Origin of the sequence: Treponema sp. UBA7567, assembly GCF_002476655.1 — a bacterium.
Taxonomy (GTDB): Bacteria; Spirochaetota; Spirochaetia; order Treponematales; family Treponemataceae; genus Treponema_D.
The window spans coordinates 18,628-34,552 of the sequence record NZ_DLLH01000029.1 but is presented as its reverse complement, the minus strand read 5'-3'; the positions used below and the strand labels follow the sequence as shown (position 1 = coordinate 34,552).

Here is a 15,925-nt window from a genome sequence, read left to right as displayed (position 1 = left end):
CATTTTTTAATTTCTTTTACGAATGCGGCAGAGACCTGGAGGGCGGCAAAGCCGTTCGCCTGCGAATGGAGGCGAAAGCCGGAACCCGTAATGGCTCGGTTTTTGCATAGCAAAAAGCCGCCCAAATATGAAATTTATTCTGGAATATACCGCGCCCGGTTTTTGTCTGTTTCAAAAACGTCAACCTTGCTTATTTTTCGGTTCGAGCTTTTTGAAAGATCCAGGCCTTTTTCTGAGAGGACTTTTAGCATATTTTTGTAAATGTAAACGGCGATTCTTTCTGCGCTCGGATTCTGGTCAAAGTCTGCAATTTCGTTTAGGTTTGTGTGGTCGATTTTTGACAGAACTTCCTTTAGGGCGGTTTTTAGAAGTGTAAAGTCCAAAAGCATTCCGCCTTTATCGAGGCTGTTTCCTTCTACGTGGACGTAGACTTTGTAGTTGTGTCCGTGAAGGTTTTCGCATTTTCCGTTGTAGTCGCGCAAAAAATGGGCCGCGGCAAAATCGTCAGTTATTCGTACTTCAAACATTTTTTTTCTCCGCTGGCGTTTTCTTTTTGTTCAAATTTTGCTTCTTCTGCCTTCCAGTCGTAACTGTCAATCCATCGGATTACTGGATCTCTCCAGTCGTCTGCGGCGACTCCTTCGAGCAAATAGCGTTCGTACATAAACGAAATGTATTCTTTTATTGAAGAAACGTCTTCCGGTTTTATAAGTTCTGTGCTTAAAAACATATCGTTTATAAAATTTGTCGCGTCGTTTGGCGAAAAGAGCGAAGGAAAAAGTTTTGTAATCATGTAAAGCGCCGCCGGAATGCAGTTTACAGAATGCTGCTTCATATACAGGACGGATTCTGCGATTTCAATTGCTTCGTTGTAAAGTTCTGTGTTTTTTTGGAAACATTCTGCGTCGCTTAAGCCGATATTCTTAAATTCGCGTTTAAAAAAGACTTCTGTCAGGGCTATAAGCGCAATGTGCAGGCTTGGAACGCACAGAAGATGAGGGTCGAAAGCATGGATTACTCTAAAATGAAAATTTTCTTTGTAGAGAGGGCGCTCTGTTGTGGAAAGCGAGTGACGGTACATTCGGCTTGCTTCTCTGTAGACTTTTGTTGCTGAGCTGAACCATGCGTTGCAAATTGGCGCGGCTTTTTTTAAGCCGAAGCGTCTTATGAGCATTGTAAGCGGGCGCAGAAAAAGATAGACAAAGTCCATATAAATGTAGACTTTTGACGGTGTAAAAGGAATTTTTTTGTCTAAAGGGGAGTCAACCTTGACGATTGGAATATGGTAGAATCCCCATTTTTCCAGAAATTGTGTTCCCAAATAGCTTTTTGCAACTGTGTACAAAAATTTCCACGAAACTTTTGCAGTCCTTGGCGACCACAAGAGCCGGAAATATGGATATACGCCGCTGAATGATTTTAATTCGCGGTTTGCGAATTTCTGGTCGCGTTTTTCTTTTCTTGTTAGCTTTTTTTCAGCCATTAAAAACTTCCTTTGCTATTGCTACGGACTGCATTGCATCTTTTGAGTAATAGTCCGCGCCTATTTGTGTGGCATAATCGGCTGTCAATACAGCGCCGCCCACCATTATTTTAACAGATTTTCCTATTTGTTTTAAGGCGGAACGCAGTAAAAGAATTGTTTTTTCCATATTTGCAACTGTTGTAGTCATAAGGGCGCTCAAGCCTACGAGTTTTATGTCGTGTTCTATGACGGTCTGTATTATTGTTTCGGGCGGAACATTTTTTCCAAGGTCGATTACTTCAAATCCGTAATTTTCGAGCATTGCCCTGACAATGTTTTTTCCAATATCGTGAATGTCGCCAAAAACTGTCGCAATTACAATCGTTCCTTTTGATTCTTCTGCCATTCCTGTTTCTTTAAGGAATGTTTTTATAACTTCAAAGGCATAGCTTACTGTGTCTGCGCTCAAAAGAAGTTGAGGCAAAAATTTCTGGCCTTTTTCAAAGTCTTTTCCAACCATGTCGAGCGCAGGAACAATGCATCTGTCAATTATAGAAACGGCTTTTGCTCCTTTTTCGAGCATTTTTTTTGCAAGCGGAGCGGACTGGTCTTTAAAGCCTTTGTAGATTATGTCGACAAGATTTTTTTCGTCCTCATTCAAATCTTCCGGAAGCTGCGAATATTCATTTTTAGGGCTTTTTGCTTTTTGCGCGTTTTTTGCAGGTGTTCCGGCATTTATTGCAGAAAGCTGTTCCTGGGTTACGTTGTAAACTGGAGCTGTCGTTCCGTTGTATTTTTGAATGTAATCAAGGCAGTTTTCGTCAAAATTTGCAAGCGCCCTGTAACCGCAATAAGTTTCCATCATCGGCTGGCTCAGCGGATTTATTATGCAGGCGTCAAGGCCGGAAAAGAGAGCCATTGCAAAAAATCTTGAATTGATTATGTCGCGGCGTGGAAGTCCAAAACTTATGTTTGAAACTCCGAGAATGAATTTTAATCCGTCTTTTCCAAATTCATCTTTTAAGAGTGAAATCGCACGGCAGGTTTCCAGCGCCTCTTTTTGCTGCGAGCTGACTGTCAAAGTCAATGTGTCGATTATGATGTCGCGGGTTGGGATTCCGTATTTGTGCGCTTCGGCAATAATTTTTCTTGCGACATTTGCCCTTCCTTCTGCTGTCGGCGCAATTCCGTTTTCGTCAATGCACAAGGCGACGACTGAGCCTCCGTAATGCTTTACCAAAGGAAAAATTTTGTCCATGACGTCTTTGCGGCCGTTTACGGAATTTATAAGGGCTTTTCCGTTGTAGTAGCGCAAGGCTTTTTCGATAACAGGAGCTTCCGAAGAGTCGATTTGCAGAGGAGTTGAAAAAGCGCTTTGAATTGTCTTGACCGCATCAACCATCATCTGAGCTTCGTCAATTCCTGGAAGTCCGACATTTACGTCAAGAATTTGTGAACCTGCGTTTATCTGGCTTTCTGCTTCTTCTAGCACAAAATTCATATCATGCGCTTTTAAAGCTTCTTTTACTTTTTTCTTTCCGGTCGGATTGATTCTTTCTCCGACAATCATTGGACCTGCGCTGCCTCCGATTTGAACTGTTCTATTGTAAGAGCATATAAGGGTGCTGTCTTTGTCGTCCGGCATATTTGGTTTTACAGGACCTGTTTTTTCAATTTTCTCAACAAGCGCTTTTATGTGTTCTGGCGTTGTTCCGCAGCAGCCTCCAAGAACGCAGGCTCCGTTCAGACGGTTTTTCTTTTGGCTTTCGGAGAATTCTTCCGGCCCGACAAGAAAAACGGTTTTTCCATTTTTTACGACAGGAATTCCCGCATTGACTTGAACAATTACCGGAGTGTGCGAATATTTCAGGAACTCAGAAGAAATTTTTTCTCCGTCTTCGAGCGAGCCTCCGCAGTTAAAACCAAGCACATCAACATGCAGGGCTTCAAGATAAGTTGCAACTGTTTGAACGTCGGCTCCGGTCAGGGTGCGCAGATTTTTTTGAAAAGTCATTGACGCGATAATTGGAAGCTTTGTGTTTTCTTGAACTGCAAGAACTGCGGCCTTAACTTCGTGCAAATCGGCCATTGTTTCAATCAGCGCAACGTCGTAACCGAGCTTTTCTGCAAGAATCGCAGTTTTTTTGTAAGTTTCGTATGCTTCGTCAAAAGTCAAATCGCCCATTGGCTCCAAAAGCCTTCCGATTTGAGAAGTGTTCCAGGCTTTGAAATGTGGACGGACAATTCCTTCAGCTTCGATTTCCGAAATTGCCTCTTCCATTATTTTTATAGAAGAAGACAGATATTTTTCCGTTGAATAGCGTGCGTTTTTTAATTTTAGCGGCAGCGCGCCAAAAGTGTTTGCTGTCAAAACATTTGAGCCGGCTTTTAAATACATTTTGTGAATATTTTTGATTATTTTTGGATGCTCAACAGAAACATCTTCTGGAATATCATAATCGCAAATGCCAGATGCCTGAATCATTGTGCCAATCGCGCCGTCTATAAAAACAGGAAGACCGTTAGAAAACTGTTCGCTTAAAAAATCTCGGAAATTCTTCTTCATAACCAGAAAAGTTTAATAAAATTTTTGATGACGTGCAATTATTGCCGCAGACGGTGGATTTTTTTCAAAAAACGCGTAAAAGATGTGTGTTTTTTATTATTTGTTTACAATTATATTTATGTGAATAAAACAAAGTTTTCAAAAACTCTCAGGACAAAAATCTCGTTCCTTTTTCTTTTTTTGATGAATTTTTTCCGGCATGTTGAAGTTTTTTTTCTTGGCGGTGAAGAATGTCTGTGCTGCGGAAAAAACAGCGGAATAATTCCTGTCTGCAAAATCTGCCTTCAAAAACTTTTTGTTGAAAATGGAGCAAAACGCTGTTCGGTCTGCGGAAAAATTCTCGTGAGCGAAATTGAACTGTGTTCATCTTGCCGAAGCCAAAAAATTCTTTCTAGCGTAGATTCTTCTTTTTCTCTTTTTTCGTATCGGCTTTGGAAGAAAAATCTGCTTTTTGCCTGGAAAACTGAGGAAAAAAGAGTCCTTTCTCCGGTCTTTGCTTCGTTTGCTTTTAAAAAAATTGCAGAAATTTCAAAATTATGGAATTCTGAAGGTATAATTTTGCCTGTTGTGCCAGTTCCTCCTCGTCCTGGAAAAATTCGCCAGAAGGGCTGGGATCAAATTGACGAGCTTTGCTTTTATTTGCGGAATTTGTATGGAATTCAAACTTTGCCTTTTTTGAGGAGGCTTACTCGTTTTCAGCAGAAAAAATTGAACCGGCAGCATCGTCTTGAGCAGATAAAAAATGCCTTTGTTCTGCGCCCGCAAAAAGAAATTCAAAAATTACTAAAATCTCTTCCGGAAACTGTAGTTCTTCTTGATGATGTTATGACCACAGGAAGCACTCTTGAAGCCTGCGCTTTTGAATTAAAAAAGGCTGGAATTAAAAATATTATTGCGTTGACTTTGTTTATTGTTGATTAGGTTTGATTTTCTATTGGTTTGACGGTATAATTTCTAATAATTCGACTTTAAAGTTGACTATTAAAATATAAGAATAGAGGTACTTAATATTATGAAGGAAGAAATTCCAGGTTATACAGTAGCAGAAGCGGTAAAAGAAGCGCGCCGTTGTCTTAATTGTCCAAAACCGCTTTGCCGCACAGGCTGTCCGATCGAAAACGAAATTCCTCAGTTTAATCATGCGCTTGCTCAGGGAAATATTGGAGAAGCCTATAGAATTATCTCTCAAAAGAGCAATCTTCCTGCAATTTGCGGACGTGTTTGTCCTCACGAAAATCAGTGCGAAGGACATTGTGTTCTTTATAAGTCGGGAAAAGGGATAAAAATCGGTCGTATTGAAAAATTTATCGCAGATTTTTATTCAGAAAATCAGCTTTCTTCAGAAAAGTTAGTTCCAAAAACTAAAGGCAAGGTTGCTGTAATAGGCTCAGGTCCTGCTGGTCTTACTGTTGCAGGTGATTTGGCGCGCAAAGGCTACAATGTTGTAGTTTATGAAGGCGAGTCAGAACCGGGCGGTGTTTTGCTCTATGGAATTCCAGATTTCCGTCTTCCAAAAGAGGTTGTCCGCCGCGAAATTAAAAATATCGAGGCTCTCGGTGTAACTTTTGTATGCAATACAAGGGTCGGAACAGATATTACAATCGACAAAATGTTTGAAGAAGGATTTGAAGCTGTATTTATCGGTGCCGGAACATCAGTTGCAAAAGGACTTGGAATTCCTGGCGAAAACCTGAAAGGTGTAATTCAGTCTTCATATTTCCTTCGGATGACACGTCTTTTCCTTGATGAAAAAGTAGACCGCTCTGAAGTTCCTGTTGAGGAAGGCGACAGAGTTATCGTAATTGGAGCAGGAAATGTTGCAATGGATGCTTGCCGCACAGCTGTTATGATGAAGGCTTCTTCTGTTGTTGACTGCTATCGTCGTACAATTGAATTTATGAAGGCTGCGCATGCAGAATACGATGGAGCTGTAAAAGACGGAGTTGATTTTAGATGGGAACACACTCCGATTGAAGTTGTCGGCGAAAACGGAAAAGTTACTGGTCTTAAGGTTTCAACTCCTGAAGGAGAAAAAATTCTCCCGGCAGACAAGATTTTGATTGCTGTTGGTTCAAAGCCTGCTGGCATTGTAATTTCTTCGACAACCGGAATCGATGTAGATGAATCCGGATATGTAATTACAAAACAGACTCCTTACGGCATGACTACGAAAAATGGTGTTTTTGCTGGCGGTGATATTGTTCACAAGCCTGCGACAGTTGTTCTTGCAATGCGCGAAGCAAAAAAAGTTGCACAGGGAATTGCGGATTATATCGAAGCAAGAAAACTTCTTGGAGTTTAAGTTTTAAATTCGCTTGAAAAATAAATTCTCAGAATAAAGAGGTTAAAAAATGGCAGAAGGAACTCAGATTCAACTTGTAACATTTCAGCTTGGCGAGGAGCTTTATGGCGTTGATATTATGGACGTAAAAGAAATTGTAAAAGTCTGTGATGTACGCCAAATTCCGAATGCGCCTTATTACGTTGAAGGTATTTTTAACCTCCGAAGCGAGATTATTCCTGTAATGAACTTGCACAAGCGTTTTCAGATAAAAAAACTTGAGAGCTCATCAAACGAAGAAGAGTTCGACGGCGGTTTTATTATTTTGAATATTGATAACAACAAAATTGGAATCATCATTGATAAAATCGCCAGAGTTGTAACCGTTGATATGTCTGATGTAAAAGATCCTCCTCAGATGATTAGCGGAATTGGAACTGAGTACATTCAGGGTGTAATCCGTCAGGAGAACAATTATCTTATTATGCTCAATATCCGCAAACTGTTTAATCCAAAAGAACTTCAGAAAATTTTTGATTCAGAATAGATAGTTTTGGATTAAATCCGTGCCTAAAAAGAGGCAATAGATAAAAAAATAGGTTTCAGTAAAAAATGATTCAGACTTTCAGTTCTACGATACGCAGAAAAGAGATGGATGCGGTTTTAACCTGTATGGTTGACGAAAAAACTGGTCCAGGAGAACTCAATTCAAAATTTATTCAGGCGTTAAAGGAATTTTCTGGTTGTGACGGCGCCGTTGCCTTTAGAAGCCCTTCGATCGCCCTTTCTTATGCGCTAAAAGCTCTTGATTTGCCTGAGAATACTTCTGTTATGCTGAGCGCTCTGGCTCCTTTTTGGCAGTATGATGCAATTCAAAAACTTGGATATAAACCGCTTGTTTTGGATGTTGAAGAGCAGACTGGTCTAGTAAATGCAGAAATTGTTCAAAAAGGAATAAGTAACGGCGGAAGACTTTTGATTTTGCACGAAACAATGGGAATTCTTCCTCAAATCGAAGAAATTATTTCGCTTGGAATTCCTGTAATCGAAGATATTTCTCATTCTTTTGGAGCGGTCTTGCCGGAAAAAACGGAAAATGCCGAAACTGAAGAAAATTCAGAAAAAAAAGCCGGCAAAAAACTTGAGAGAAAGGCAGGTTCGTTTGGAATTTTTTCTATTCTTGGGCTTGAAGAATTTGATACTGTGACTGGCGGTGGCGGCGCTGTTTTAATGGCTCCTCAGCGCCGGGAATGGATTGTTTTAAAAAAATATACAGATTCTGCTCCGCGGACAGATATTTTGCCAGATATAAACAGCGCTCTTGCGTTTATTCAGCTAAAGGAATTCAACAGAAATGAGCAGGCAAGAAAGACTTTGTTCGCAGTTTTTCAGCGTTCTTTGATGAGTGGAAAAAACAGAACTTTTGTGAGGGACAGTGACAATGCTTCTACAATCTGGTCTTTTCCTGTTGTTTTGAACGGAAGTGTAAAAGACGTAAAGCAGTATGCTTCTAAAAAGGAAATTGAAATTCAGCCTGCATATTCTGATAGCGTAATCGCCCATCTTGATGAATCACAGCTGCAGGAGCTAAAAATAGCAAAATCTTTGAGCTTAAGGACGGTTTTGTTTCCTTTGTATCCTCGGCTTGGTTCAGAATCTGCCGCAAAAATTGCAAAAGTTTTGGGAACCCTGCCGTAATAAAAGATTGCAGTAAAAAGTTAATCCTAAAACTGAAGTTTTAATCTTGACTTTTTATGGGAGAGAATATGGTTCGTTGCTTAATCATCGTTAACACATATAAAGAAGAATCTCAAAAAATGGGAGCAGAAATAAAGTCTTACCTTGAAAAATGTGGAATTCGAGGCGATGTTTTTCTGTTCAATGGCTTTTGCGAGCAATATCCTTTTAGCGGATACGATTTTGTAATAACTTTGGGTGGCGACGGAACGGTGCTTTTTGCGGCCAGAGGTTGTGCGCCTGAAAAAATTCCTATTATTCCTGTAAATTTTGGAACCTTTGGTTTTATTGCCTCTGTTCAAAAAAATGAATGGAAAGAACAGCTGCATCAATTTTTGGACGGAAAATCTTTGATTGTCAGCCGCAGTATGCTTGAAACAGAGATAATTCGCGGTGGACTGAAACGTTTTTCGGCTGTAAGTTTGAATGATGTCGTTATTAGTGCTAAAAATTCTGCACACACAATTAATTTTGAAGTTGAATACGGAAAAACTCCTCTCGGCCGGTTTGTTGCCGACGGAATGATTCTTTCGACCGCAACAGGTTCGACAGCATATTCTGCAAGCGCAGGCGGTCCGATTATCGATCCTTATATCGATGCAATGTGTCTTACTTTAATAAATCCATTTAGCCTTTCGAGCCGGCCTTTGGTTTTGAGCCCGAAAAATGGCCTTTCTACAAAAATTCTTCCAAGCCGTGTAAGCGATGTAATAATTACGGTTGATGGGCAGATTCCGAACGATTTGCATGTCGACGACATAATAAAAATTCATCAGTCACCGCACAAAGCGCTTTTGGTTGGCTGCACTCAGGAAAAATTTTATAAATCATTGCGCCAGAAATTGAACTGGTCTGGAGGTCCAAATGCTTGAGGATTTAAGAATCAAAAATTTTGCCCTTATCGACAGTGCCAGTGTTGAGTTTAAAAACGGATTTACAGTTCTTTCTGGAGAAACTGGTGCCGGAAAATCGCTTTTAATCGGAGCGCTGACTTTTTTGCTCGGCGGAAAAGGCGGCGTTGAACATATAAGAACTGGTTGTCAGACAGCTCAGGTTTCTGGAACTTTTTACATAAAAGGACTTTCGTCTCCTGTTGATTCATCAAAAATAAACGAAGATGACATAAAAACTCCTGCGCAATGGCTTTATGTGCATGGAATTGAGAGCGAAGATGATAGAATTCTGATTCGCCGTGCAGTTCGCGATACTGGAAAATCTGCCGCCTGGATAGGCGACACTCCTGTCACTCGGGCGGATTTGGCTTCGTTTTGCAATTTTTTAATCGACATTCACGGTCAGCACGAGCATCAGTCGTTGATGCGCGTTAGCGAGCACCGAAAATTTCTTGATTCGTTTGCCGGTTTGGACGAAAAAGTTGAAGAATTTACGGCTCTTTATTCAAATTTGGTTGCAAAGCGCAGAAATTTGGATGAACTTTTGTCTGACGATAAAACACGCGCTCAAAAAATCGATGTTCTTACATTTTCTGTAAAAGAAATTGAAGATGCAAAACTAAAAAAAGGCGAAGACAGAGAGCTTGAGGACGAAGAAAAGAGGCTTTCTTCATTTGAAAAACTTTACGAAGACATAGATTCTATCTGCCAGACTTTGGAAGGCGCAGAAAGTTCTAGCGGAGCGGTTTTGCTCTTAAAGAAAATCCGTTCCGTAGCACAGCACGCCTGTCAGCTTGATAAAAATCTTGAATCTCTGGATAGCCGTCTTGAAAGCGCATTTTATGAACTTTCGGACATTGCAGGTGAATATTCTTCCTATAAAAACAGTCTTGTTTTTGATCCTGAGAGACTTGCTTTTGTTCAGGACAGGCTTACTTTGATTTATAATTTAAAGAAAAAATATGCTTCGTCGGTCAATGCGCCGGTTGAAGAAGTGATTCAATTCGGACTTGACGCGCAAAAAAGGCTTGCAGAGCTTAGTGGCGGCGAAAAAAACAAGGATTCCTTAAAAGCGGAAATTGCCGGGCTTGAAAAGAATGTCTATAAGCAGGCAAAAGAGATTTCTGACAGCCGGAAAATTGCCGCTCAAAAAATGTCCGGGCAGGTTATGGCGATTTTAAAAACTTTGGGAATGAAAGATACGCGGTTTGCAGTCAATGTTGCGGAAAAAAATGGCTCTCAAATCGAACAGAAATGCGGTCCTTATGGAATGGACGATATTGAATTTTTGATTGCGGCCAATCCCGGTAATCCGCTTCAAAGCCTTGCTAAAATTGCTTCTGGCGGTGAATTGAGCCGCGTTATGCTTGCATTAAAAACTGTTCTTGCGGAAACAGACAGTGTCGGAACCCTTGTTTTTGATGAAATCGATACGGGAATCGGTGGAGAAGTTGCGGTTTCTGTAGGACAGCATTTAAAAAATCTTGCAAAAAAATGTCAAATTTTATGTATAACACATCTTGCCAGCATAGCTGTTTATGCCGATAATCAGCTTAAGATTACAAAGAGTGTTTCTGAAGGAATGACAAATACCGAAGTTGCTCCGATTGAAGGAGAGCAGAGGGTTGCCGAAATTGCGCGTATGCTTTCCGGTGATGCGGCGAGTCAGGAATCTTTGGAACATGCAAAATCAATGCTTGCAAAATTTTCGGGTACTGGAGAAAGCTAATGGCGAAGATTTCAACAGAAAACAGAGAGCTTTTTAATGAAAAAATTGTTCCATACAAAGATGAAATAAATGCTCATCTTGAAAAAGAAAAAGAGGTTCTTGCTTTAATCGAGAAAGAAAAAAACAATGTCGGCTATAAAAAACTTTTTCTTTGCGAAGATCAGATTTATATTGCAACGATGTGGATTGCAATAAACAATCTTTCTGTCGAAATTCTTGATACTAAAAATAATGATGCTCTCAACGACGCAAGAAAATGTCTTTACAAGGCAATAATTCAGCTTGAAGAAGTTGTTACTGCTGTTATAAATTGCCCTTACATCGAAATTGAAGACAAAGTTGCCGAAATCGAAAATACTCCTCTTGAAAAAAGATTTTATCTTGTAAAAAAACTTGGACTTGCAATTCAACTTTTGGTTGACGCTTTCGGAGAAAATACGAAATGGAAGTGGTCTTTTGTTGAGCTTAGAGGCCGTTTTTGTACAGTTGCAAAAAACCTTATTCCAATGAAACAAGCCTGCAAAGATTATTTTGATCCTCGTTCTGCAGATTACGACAATACAGTTTATTATATTCGGCTTGTTTTAAAACTTTTGGATCAGTCTGCAACTCAATATCGCGACCGGTATGAACTTTCAACGCATCGCATTGACGATATGAACGCGGCGATAAACTATCTTCTTGCATTGCGCCGCCTTCAGATTTTATTAGGCATGAAAGATGAAGCAGAAGAAACTAAAAAGAAAGCTGTGGTTTGGAAAGAAAAACTTGATGCAGATCATAAGTCAGGAATTGCCAGCTAAAATATGCTTAATAAAAAATTCATTCTAAAATTATTTGAAGGTTTTTCTATTCAACGATGGAACGATTTGGTCCGGCCTTTTGAACTTGTAGAAATGGACAAGGCGGCGGAACGAATGATTGTTGCGTACATAATTGGAAAATACGAAGAAAAAGCCGGAAATAAAATTGACTGGGAATGGATTATAAACGCCTCTCTTTTTGAGCTTCTAAAAAAAATTGCATTGTGCGACATAAAAAGTCCTGTTCAGCAGATGATTCGCCGTCAGTTTCCGCAGGAATATCTAAAACTGAATGAATGGGTTTTAAAACAGTACAAAGACATAATTGAAGACGAAACTCTTTATTCAGATTTTACACTTTATATTGCACGTACTGCCGGAAATTTTCCTATGCCAAAGGAACTTGAGCTTTCTGCGCGGGTTTTGCGTGCTGCCCATAAATTTGCTTCAATGCGCGAACTTCAGATGATTGAATGTGTAAACGAAGAAGAGCGGATTGTAAAAATAAAAAAGGATTTGAATCAGGAAATTCAGAAATATCTGGATTTGCGCGGAATGCAGCTTCTTGTTACGAGGCAGCGGCCGTTCGATTTTATTATGATGATTGAACAGCTGCGTTTTCAGACAAGATGGAATCAAACTCCGAGAGTTCCAAAGACAAGCGTGCTTGGACATTGCTATTTTGTTGCCGCCCTTACTGTTCTTTTGATGAGGGACACAAAAGTTAAAATGTGCCCAAAGCGTCTTTTTAACGACTTTTTTTCGGCTCTTTTTCACGATTTGCCGGAAGCCGTAACACGAGATATTATTTCTCCTGTAAAGCAGGCAACCGACGCTCTTCCTGACATTGTAAAAAAAATCGAGGATGAAATAGTCAACCGCGAACTTGTTCCTCTTATGGATGATTTTTATGCTGACGAAATTATTTATTTTACAAATGACGAGTTTTCAAACCGAATTCAGCAAAAGCAAAAAAACGGAAATAAAAAGGTTCAGAAAGTTGAATGGGAAGATTTGAACGGAAAATACAATTTTGACGAATTTAATCCTGTTGACGGAAAAACTGTCCGTCTTGCCGACCATTTGAGCGCATTGATAGAAGCGGACCGTTCAATAAAATATGGAATTACGAGCGCGCATCTTCGTGGCGGAAGAAAACACACCTTGAACGGATATGCAAAAGGACTTGTTATAAACGGCATAGAAATTCGAAAAATTTTTGATGAAGTTGTTTCTGACTAAAAAGCCGCAGTTCGCTTTTTAAATTGGCATTTTTTTATAAAAAACTGTAATTATATTTTTTTTGCCTTTAAAACATATATTTTTTGCCGAAAATATATGAGTTATGAAGTCTGTATTTTTTAAAAATGTAAAAACTGCAATTTTTTTTACTGGAGTCAGTGTTTTTTGTTCAGGTTTTTTGTCTGCTGAATTGACTCATACTGTTCAAAAAGGCGAAACTCTTTATTCAATTTCAAAAAAATATAATACAACGGTTCAATCGATTGCAGATGTAAACAAAATTGGCGGTACAGATATAAAGATCGGACAAAAACTTGTAATTCCGGAAAAAAGCGGAGCGGTTCAAGCAAAAACAAATGATTCTGCTTCAAAAAATGATTCAAAAAGCGGCTCTAAAACCGAAAAAAGCAATTTTGAAAAAAATACTCAGGCTTATACAGTCAAAAAAGGCGACACTTGGTACGCAATTGCCAGAAATTTTTCGGTAAGTGTAAAGCAGCTTTACGAATTGAATGGAACAGACGAAAAATCTGGACTTAAGGTCGGGCAAAAAATAAAAATTCCGGCACTTTCTGCGGTTGCTTCTAATCAGAATGTAAAAAATACTGAAACTTCAAAAACTACTGCCCCGACATCAAAAAATTCTGAATTAAAAAATCAGTTGCCGTCCGTTATTGTCGATACTCATAATTATTCTGAAAAAAAAGGCGATCCGAACCTTGTCTGGCCTGTTCAAAAGCCTGAAGTTGCTTACGTAAACGGAAAAGTTAGCGGCGTAACGCTCAGTGCAAAAAAGGACGAGCCTGTCGATGCAATAAAGTCTGGAACTGTAATGTTTAGCGGAACTTACCGCGGTTTTGGAAACGTTGTCTTTATTCAAAGCAAAACCGGCCATATTTACGCATACACCGGACTTGGAAAAGTTTTGGTTTCTAAAGGCGATTATATCGATTTTAAAACTCAGATTGGAACGGCAGGAATTGACAGTTATTCTTCAAAAAGCCAAATAAGCCTTATGGTTTTTCAGAACGGACTTCCGATTGACCCTGCAAAAGCTCCTCGTGGCTAGTTTTTGGCAAAATCTGCGGTTTGAGAATTTTATATCGTTTTTTTAGTGGGAATTTATATTTCTTCTATTGAATTTGGATTTTGGTTTTCGGCCAAATTTTCGCTATCCAAAGAAACAAATTTAACATCTGCTTCCGATGTGATTTTTTCGCGGATGATTACCTTTATATTTTTGCAGACAAGAGTTGTAATGTTTAAGGTTTGACCGAAACGGTTTGAATAAGTTGAATTTGTCTGAGCAATGCTGTCTGTTTTTAGATAAATGTGGAGTTCACTTTTTATATATTCAATCATGTCGGAAAAGTTTATCCGTTTGTTGAATTCCATGTCCCGTTGAATGTAATCAATTGCTTCAAAATTCGAAAGATTGCTTTTCAGTTTTGTTTCCATTTTTGCCTGCCTTATAACAATGCCTGGACTGCGAGAGAATATGTTTGTTCCGAGTAGATTCTAGGCCTCTGTTTTTTCTTTTTTTGCGGAACTGGCATTTTTATTAAAATTTTAAATATTTCGGCACAGACTTTTGCATCGTCAAAGGCGCGATGTGCATGTCCCTTGTCTATGCTGAACTGGTCTGCAAGAAATGTCTGTTTCCAGCTTTTGTTTTCTGGCAGCATAATCCTGCTTAGTCTGAGCGTGTCGACCGCGCTGTTTTGCAGCGGCAAAAAACCGAGGCGTTGTGATTCTGCGTTCATAAAACGAAGATCAAATTGTGCATTGTGCGCCAGTAAAATTGTTCCTTTGCAAAAATTTCTGAATTCTGGAATGATTTTTTCTGCTAAAGGAGCATTTTCCAGCATTTTGTCGTTGATTCCTGTCAAGCCAACAATAAACGGATTTAACGGAGATTGAGCTTTTATTAAAGATGAAAATTTTTCAAGAACTCTGTCCTTTGTAAATTTTACTGCGCCGATTTCGATTATGTTTGAATTTTCTGGATTTTGTCCGGAAGTTTCTGTGTCAAAGGCACAAAAAACAGCGCCGTCTTCATAAAGAGAGAGAATTTTTTTGTTTGACGCAATCAAGTGCAGGTTATTGTTCATGAATAAAACTTGGACTGCCAGCTTTTGCAATTTGTTTTGCCGGCAGTCCATTTTTTTTAATTATTTTGCATTTTCAAGAAGATTTTTGATTTCTTTTGAAATTAAATCGCAGCTTTCTGCCGATTCTTTTTTCGCCTCGTCGAGAGTTCCTTTGACCTCTGTCCGAGAGTTGATATAGAACTTGATTTTTGGCTCTGTTCCTGACGGGCGCGCTGAAACGATTGTTCCGCCCTCAAGCACAAACTGGAGAACATTTGACTTTGGAAGCGCGATTTTTGACTTTTCAGCCGGTTTTTCAGGATTGTAAGAGACGCTTTCCTGAATGTCGCGGATTTCAAGAACTTTCTTTCCGCCGAGAACTTTTAAGCCTTCCGCGCGGAGCTTTGTCATAATTCCTGCCATGACTTCTTTTCCAGCCGAGCCAGGGAAATACTGGGAAATCGCTCTGTCCTCGAAGAATCCGTACTCTTTCCACATATCGTCAAGATGCTCGAGAATCGATTTTCCTTTTGAAGCCCAGTAAAGCGTCATTTCCGCGCACATTGCAGCCGCTGAAACGCCGTCCTTGTCCATCACTTCTTTTTCGACTTTGTAGCCGTAAGACTCTTCAAGACCGAAAACGTAATTTTCTGAGCCGTCTTTTTCAAATTCGTCTTCGACTGCGGCAATCCATTTGAATCCTGTCAAACACTCGTGCATTTTCACGCCGAATTTCTTGCAGATGTAGTCGCAGAAAGGCGATGTTACGATTGAGCGGATTGCGGCCGGGCTTGCAGGCATTTTTCCAAGCTCTTTTCTTGAAAGAAGAACGTACTCGCATAAAAGCGCGCCCATCTGGTTTCCAGAGACGAGAACAAATTTTCCGTCTTTTCCAGGGAATGCAGTTCCGAATCTGTCTGCGTCCGGGTCGGTCGCCATTACGCAGTCAGCCTTTTCTTTTTCGCCAAGCTCAACTGCGAGCTTAAGCGCCGGAGCTTCCTCCGGGTTCGGCTTTTCAACTGTCGGGAATCTTCCGTCCGGCTCTCTTTGCTGTGGAACTGTGATAACTTTGAGTCCGAGGTCTCCGAGAACTTTTTCAACGTGCATTGCGCCTGTTCC

The 15,925-nt window shown here is 39.9% G+C and carries 14 protein-coding genes and 1 pseudogene; 9 read left to right on the top strand and 6 right to left on the bottom strand.

Annotated elements, in window-relative coordinates:
- Window positions 1-134: 134 nt before the first annotated feature.
- From queD to B3Y13_RS03805, 3 genes are read right to left on the bottom strand one after another with little or no spacing between them, the layout of a single operon-like run.
- Entirely contained in the window at window positions 135-527 is a 393-nt protein-coding gene (gene queD / locus B3Y13_RS03815; RefSeq protein WP_296669072.1) for a 6-carboxytetrahydropterin synthase QueD, read from the bottom strand.
- Window positions 509-1,483, bottom strand: coding sequence for a hypothetical protein (locus B3Y13_RS03810; RefSeq protein WP_296692808.1), 975 nt, complete (start codon window positions 1,481-1,483; stop codon window positions 509-511). The genes queD and B3Y13_RS03810 overlap by 19 nt, the downstream gene beginning before the upstream one ends.
- Window positions 1,476-4,031, bottom strand: a complete 2,556-nt coding sequence (locus B3Y13_RS03805) for a homocysteine S-methyltransferase family protein (RefSeq protein WP_296692805.1) — start codon at window positions 4,029-4,031, stop codon at window positions 1,476-1,478. The genes B3Y13_RS03810 and B3Y13_RS03805 overlap by 8 nt, the downstream gene beginning before the upstream one ends.
- A gap of 120 nt (window positions 4,032-4,151) precedes the next feature.
- On the opposite strand from B3Y13_RS03805, the gene B3Y13_RS03800 reads away from it, so the two are divergent.
- The 9 genes from B3Y13_RS03800 to B3Y13_RS03760 all read left to right on the top strand — a co-directional run bounded on the left by B3Y13_RS03800 (window position 4,152) and on the right by B3Y13_RS03760 (window position 13,785).
- Window positions 4,152-4,952: a ComF family protein gene (locus B3Y13_RS03800; RefSeq protein ID WP_296669068.1), complete on the top strand. Its 801-nt coding sequence runs from the start codon at window positions 4,152-4,154 to the stop codon at window positions 4,950-4,952.
- 91 nt (window positions 4,953-5,043) lie between these two features.
- Window positions 5,044-6,333, top strand: coding sequence for an NAD(P)-dependent oxidoreductase (locus tag B3Y13_RS03795; protein WP_296669065.1), 1,290 nt, complete (start codon window positions 5,044-5,046; stop codon window positions 6,331-6,333).
- A gap of 49 nt (window positions 6,334-6,382) precedes the next feature.
- On the top strand, window positions 6,383-6,859 hold the full coding sequence (locus tag B3Y13_RS03790) for a chemotaxis protein CheW (protein ID WP_296020855.1): 477 nt from the start codon (window positions 6,383-6,385) through the stop codon (window positions 6,857-6,859).
- 65 nt (window positions 6,860-6,924) lie between these two features.
- A complete protein-coding gene (locus tag B3Y13_RS03785) occupies window positions 6,925-8,010 on the top strand; it encodes a DegT/DnrJ/EryC1/StrS family aminotransferase (RefSeq protein ID WP_296669063.1) in 1,086 nt (361 codons plus the stop codon).
- Between the two features lie 68 nt (window positions 8,011-8,078).
- Window positions 8,079-8,921, top strand: a complete 843-nt coding sequence (locus B3Y13_RS03780; protein ID WP_296020841.1) for an NAD(+)/NADH kinase — start codon at window positions 8,079-8,081, stop codon at window positions 8,919-8,921.
- The gene (gene recN, locus B3Y13_RS03775) at window positions 8,914-10,671 is read left to right on the top strand and encodes a DNA repair protein RecN (RefSeq protein ID WP_296692803.1); all 1,758 of its coding nucleotides are present in this window, start codon (window positions 8,914-8,916) and stop codon (window positions 10,669-10,671) included. Before B3Y13_RS03780 ends, recN begins: the two co-directional genes overlap by 8 nt.
- On the top strand, window positions 10,671-11,474 hold the full coding sequence (locus B3Y13_RS03770; protein WP_296020826.1) for a hypothetical protein: 804 nt from the start codon (window positions 10,671-10,673) through the stop codon (window positions 11,472-11,474). The genes recN and B3Y13_RS03770 overlap by 1 nt, the downstream gene beginning before the upstream one ends.
- 3 nt (window positions 11,475-11,477) lie before the next feature.
- The gene (locus B3Y13_RS03765) at window positions 11,478-12,716 is read left to right on the top strand and encodes an HD domain-containing protein (protein WP_296020820.1); all 1,239 of its coding nucleotides are present in this window, start codon (window positions 11,478-11,480) and stop codon (window positions 12,714-12,716) included.
- Window positions 12,717-12,819: 103 nt separating this feature from the next.
- Window positions 12,820-13,785 (top strand): LysM peptidoglycan-binding domain-containing protein, encoded by a 966-nt coding sequence (locus B3Y13_RS03760; protein ID WP_296020811.1) that lies wholly within the window; start codon window positions 12,820-12,822, stop codon window positions 13,783-13,785.
- Window positions 13,786-13,838: 53 nt separating this feature from the next.
- Here the strand turns inward: B3Y13_RS03760 and B3Y13_RS03755 are convergent, their stop codons facing one another.
- The 3 genes and pseudogenes from B3Y13_RS03755 to B3Y13_RS03745 form a co-directional block, all read right to left on the bottom strand.
- On the bottom strand, window positions 13,839-14,174 hold the full coding sequence (locus B3Y13_RS03755; RefSeq protein ID WP_296669060.1) for a hypothetical protein: 336 nt from the start codon (window positions 14,172-14,174) through the stop codon (window positions 13,839-13,841).
- Window positions 14,175-14,185: 11 nt separating this feature from the next.
- Complete coding sequence (locus B3Y13_RS03750; protein ID WP_296020800.1) at window positions 14,186-14,827, bottom strand: 3'-5' exonuclease; 642 nt, start codon at window positions 14,825-14,827, stop codon at window positions 14,186-14,188.
- A 60-nt stretch (window positions 14,828-14,887) separates the two neighbouring features.
- Window positions 14,888-15,925, bottom strand: a pseudogene (locus tag B3Y13_RS03745) (phospho-sugar mutase); the annotation flags it as partial.

Bases quoted from the DNA above. Each gene is read 5' to 3' on its own strand.
- B3Y13_RS03770 (WP_296020826.1), top strand. From the start codon at position 10,671: ATGGCGAAGATTTCAACAGAAAACAGAGAGCTTTTTAATGAAAAAATT.
- B3Y13_RS03750 (WP_296020800.1), bottom strand. From the start codon at position 14,827: ATGAACAATAACCTGCACTTGATTGCGTCAAACAAAAAAATTCTCTCT.
- B3Y13_RS03760 (WP_296020811.1), top strand. From the start codon at position 12,820: ATGAAGTCTGTATTTTTTAAAAATGTAAAAACTGCAATTTTTTTTACT.
- B3Y13_RS03765 (WP_296020820.1), top strand. From the start codon at position 11,478: ATGCTTAATAAAAAATTCATTCTAAAATTATTTGAAGGTTTTTCTATT.
- B3Y13_RS03810 (WP_296692808.1), bottom strand. From the start codon at position 1,483: ATGGCTGAAAAAAAGCTAACAAGAAAAGAAAAACGCGACCAGAAATTC.
- B3Y13_RS03785 (WP_296669063.1), top strand. From the start codon at position 6,925: ATGATTCAGACTTTCAGTTCTACGATACGCAGAAAAGAGATGGATGCG.
- B3Y13_RS03755 (WP_296669060.1), bottom strand. From the start codon at position 14,174: ATGGAAACAAAACTGAAAAGCAATCTTTCGAATTTTGAAGCAATTGAT.
- B3Y13_RS03805 (WP_296692805.1), bottom strand. From the start codon at position 4,031: ATGAAGAAGAATTTCCGAGATTTTTTAAGCGAACAGTTTTCTAACGGT.
- recN (WP_296692803.1), top strand. From the start codon at position 8,914: ATGCTTGAGGATTTAAGAATCAAAAATTTTGCCCTTATCGACAGTGCC.
- B3Y13_RS03795 (WP_296669065.1), top strand. From the start codon at position 5,044: ATGAAGGAAGAAATTCCAGGTTATACAGTAGCAGAAGCGGTAAAAGAA.
- B3Y13_RS03780 (WP_296020841.1), top strand. From the start codon at position 8,079: ATGGTTCGTTGCTTAATCATCGTTAACACATATAAAGAAGAATCTCAA.
- queD (WP_296669072.1), bottom strand. From the start codon at position 527: ATGTTTGAAGTACGAATAACTGACGATTTTGCCGCGGCCCATTTTTTG.
- B3Y13_RS03790 (WP_296020855.1), top strand. From the start codon at position 6,383: ATGGCAGAAGGAACTCAGATTCAACTTGTAACATTTCAGCTTGGCGAG.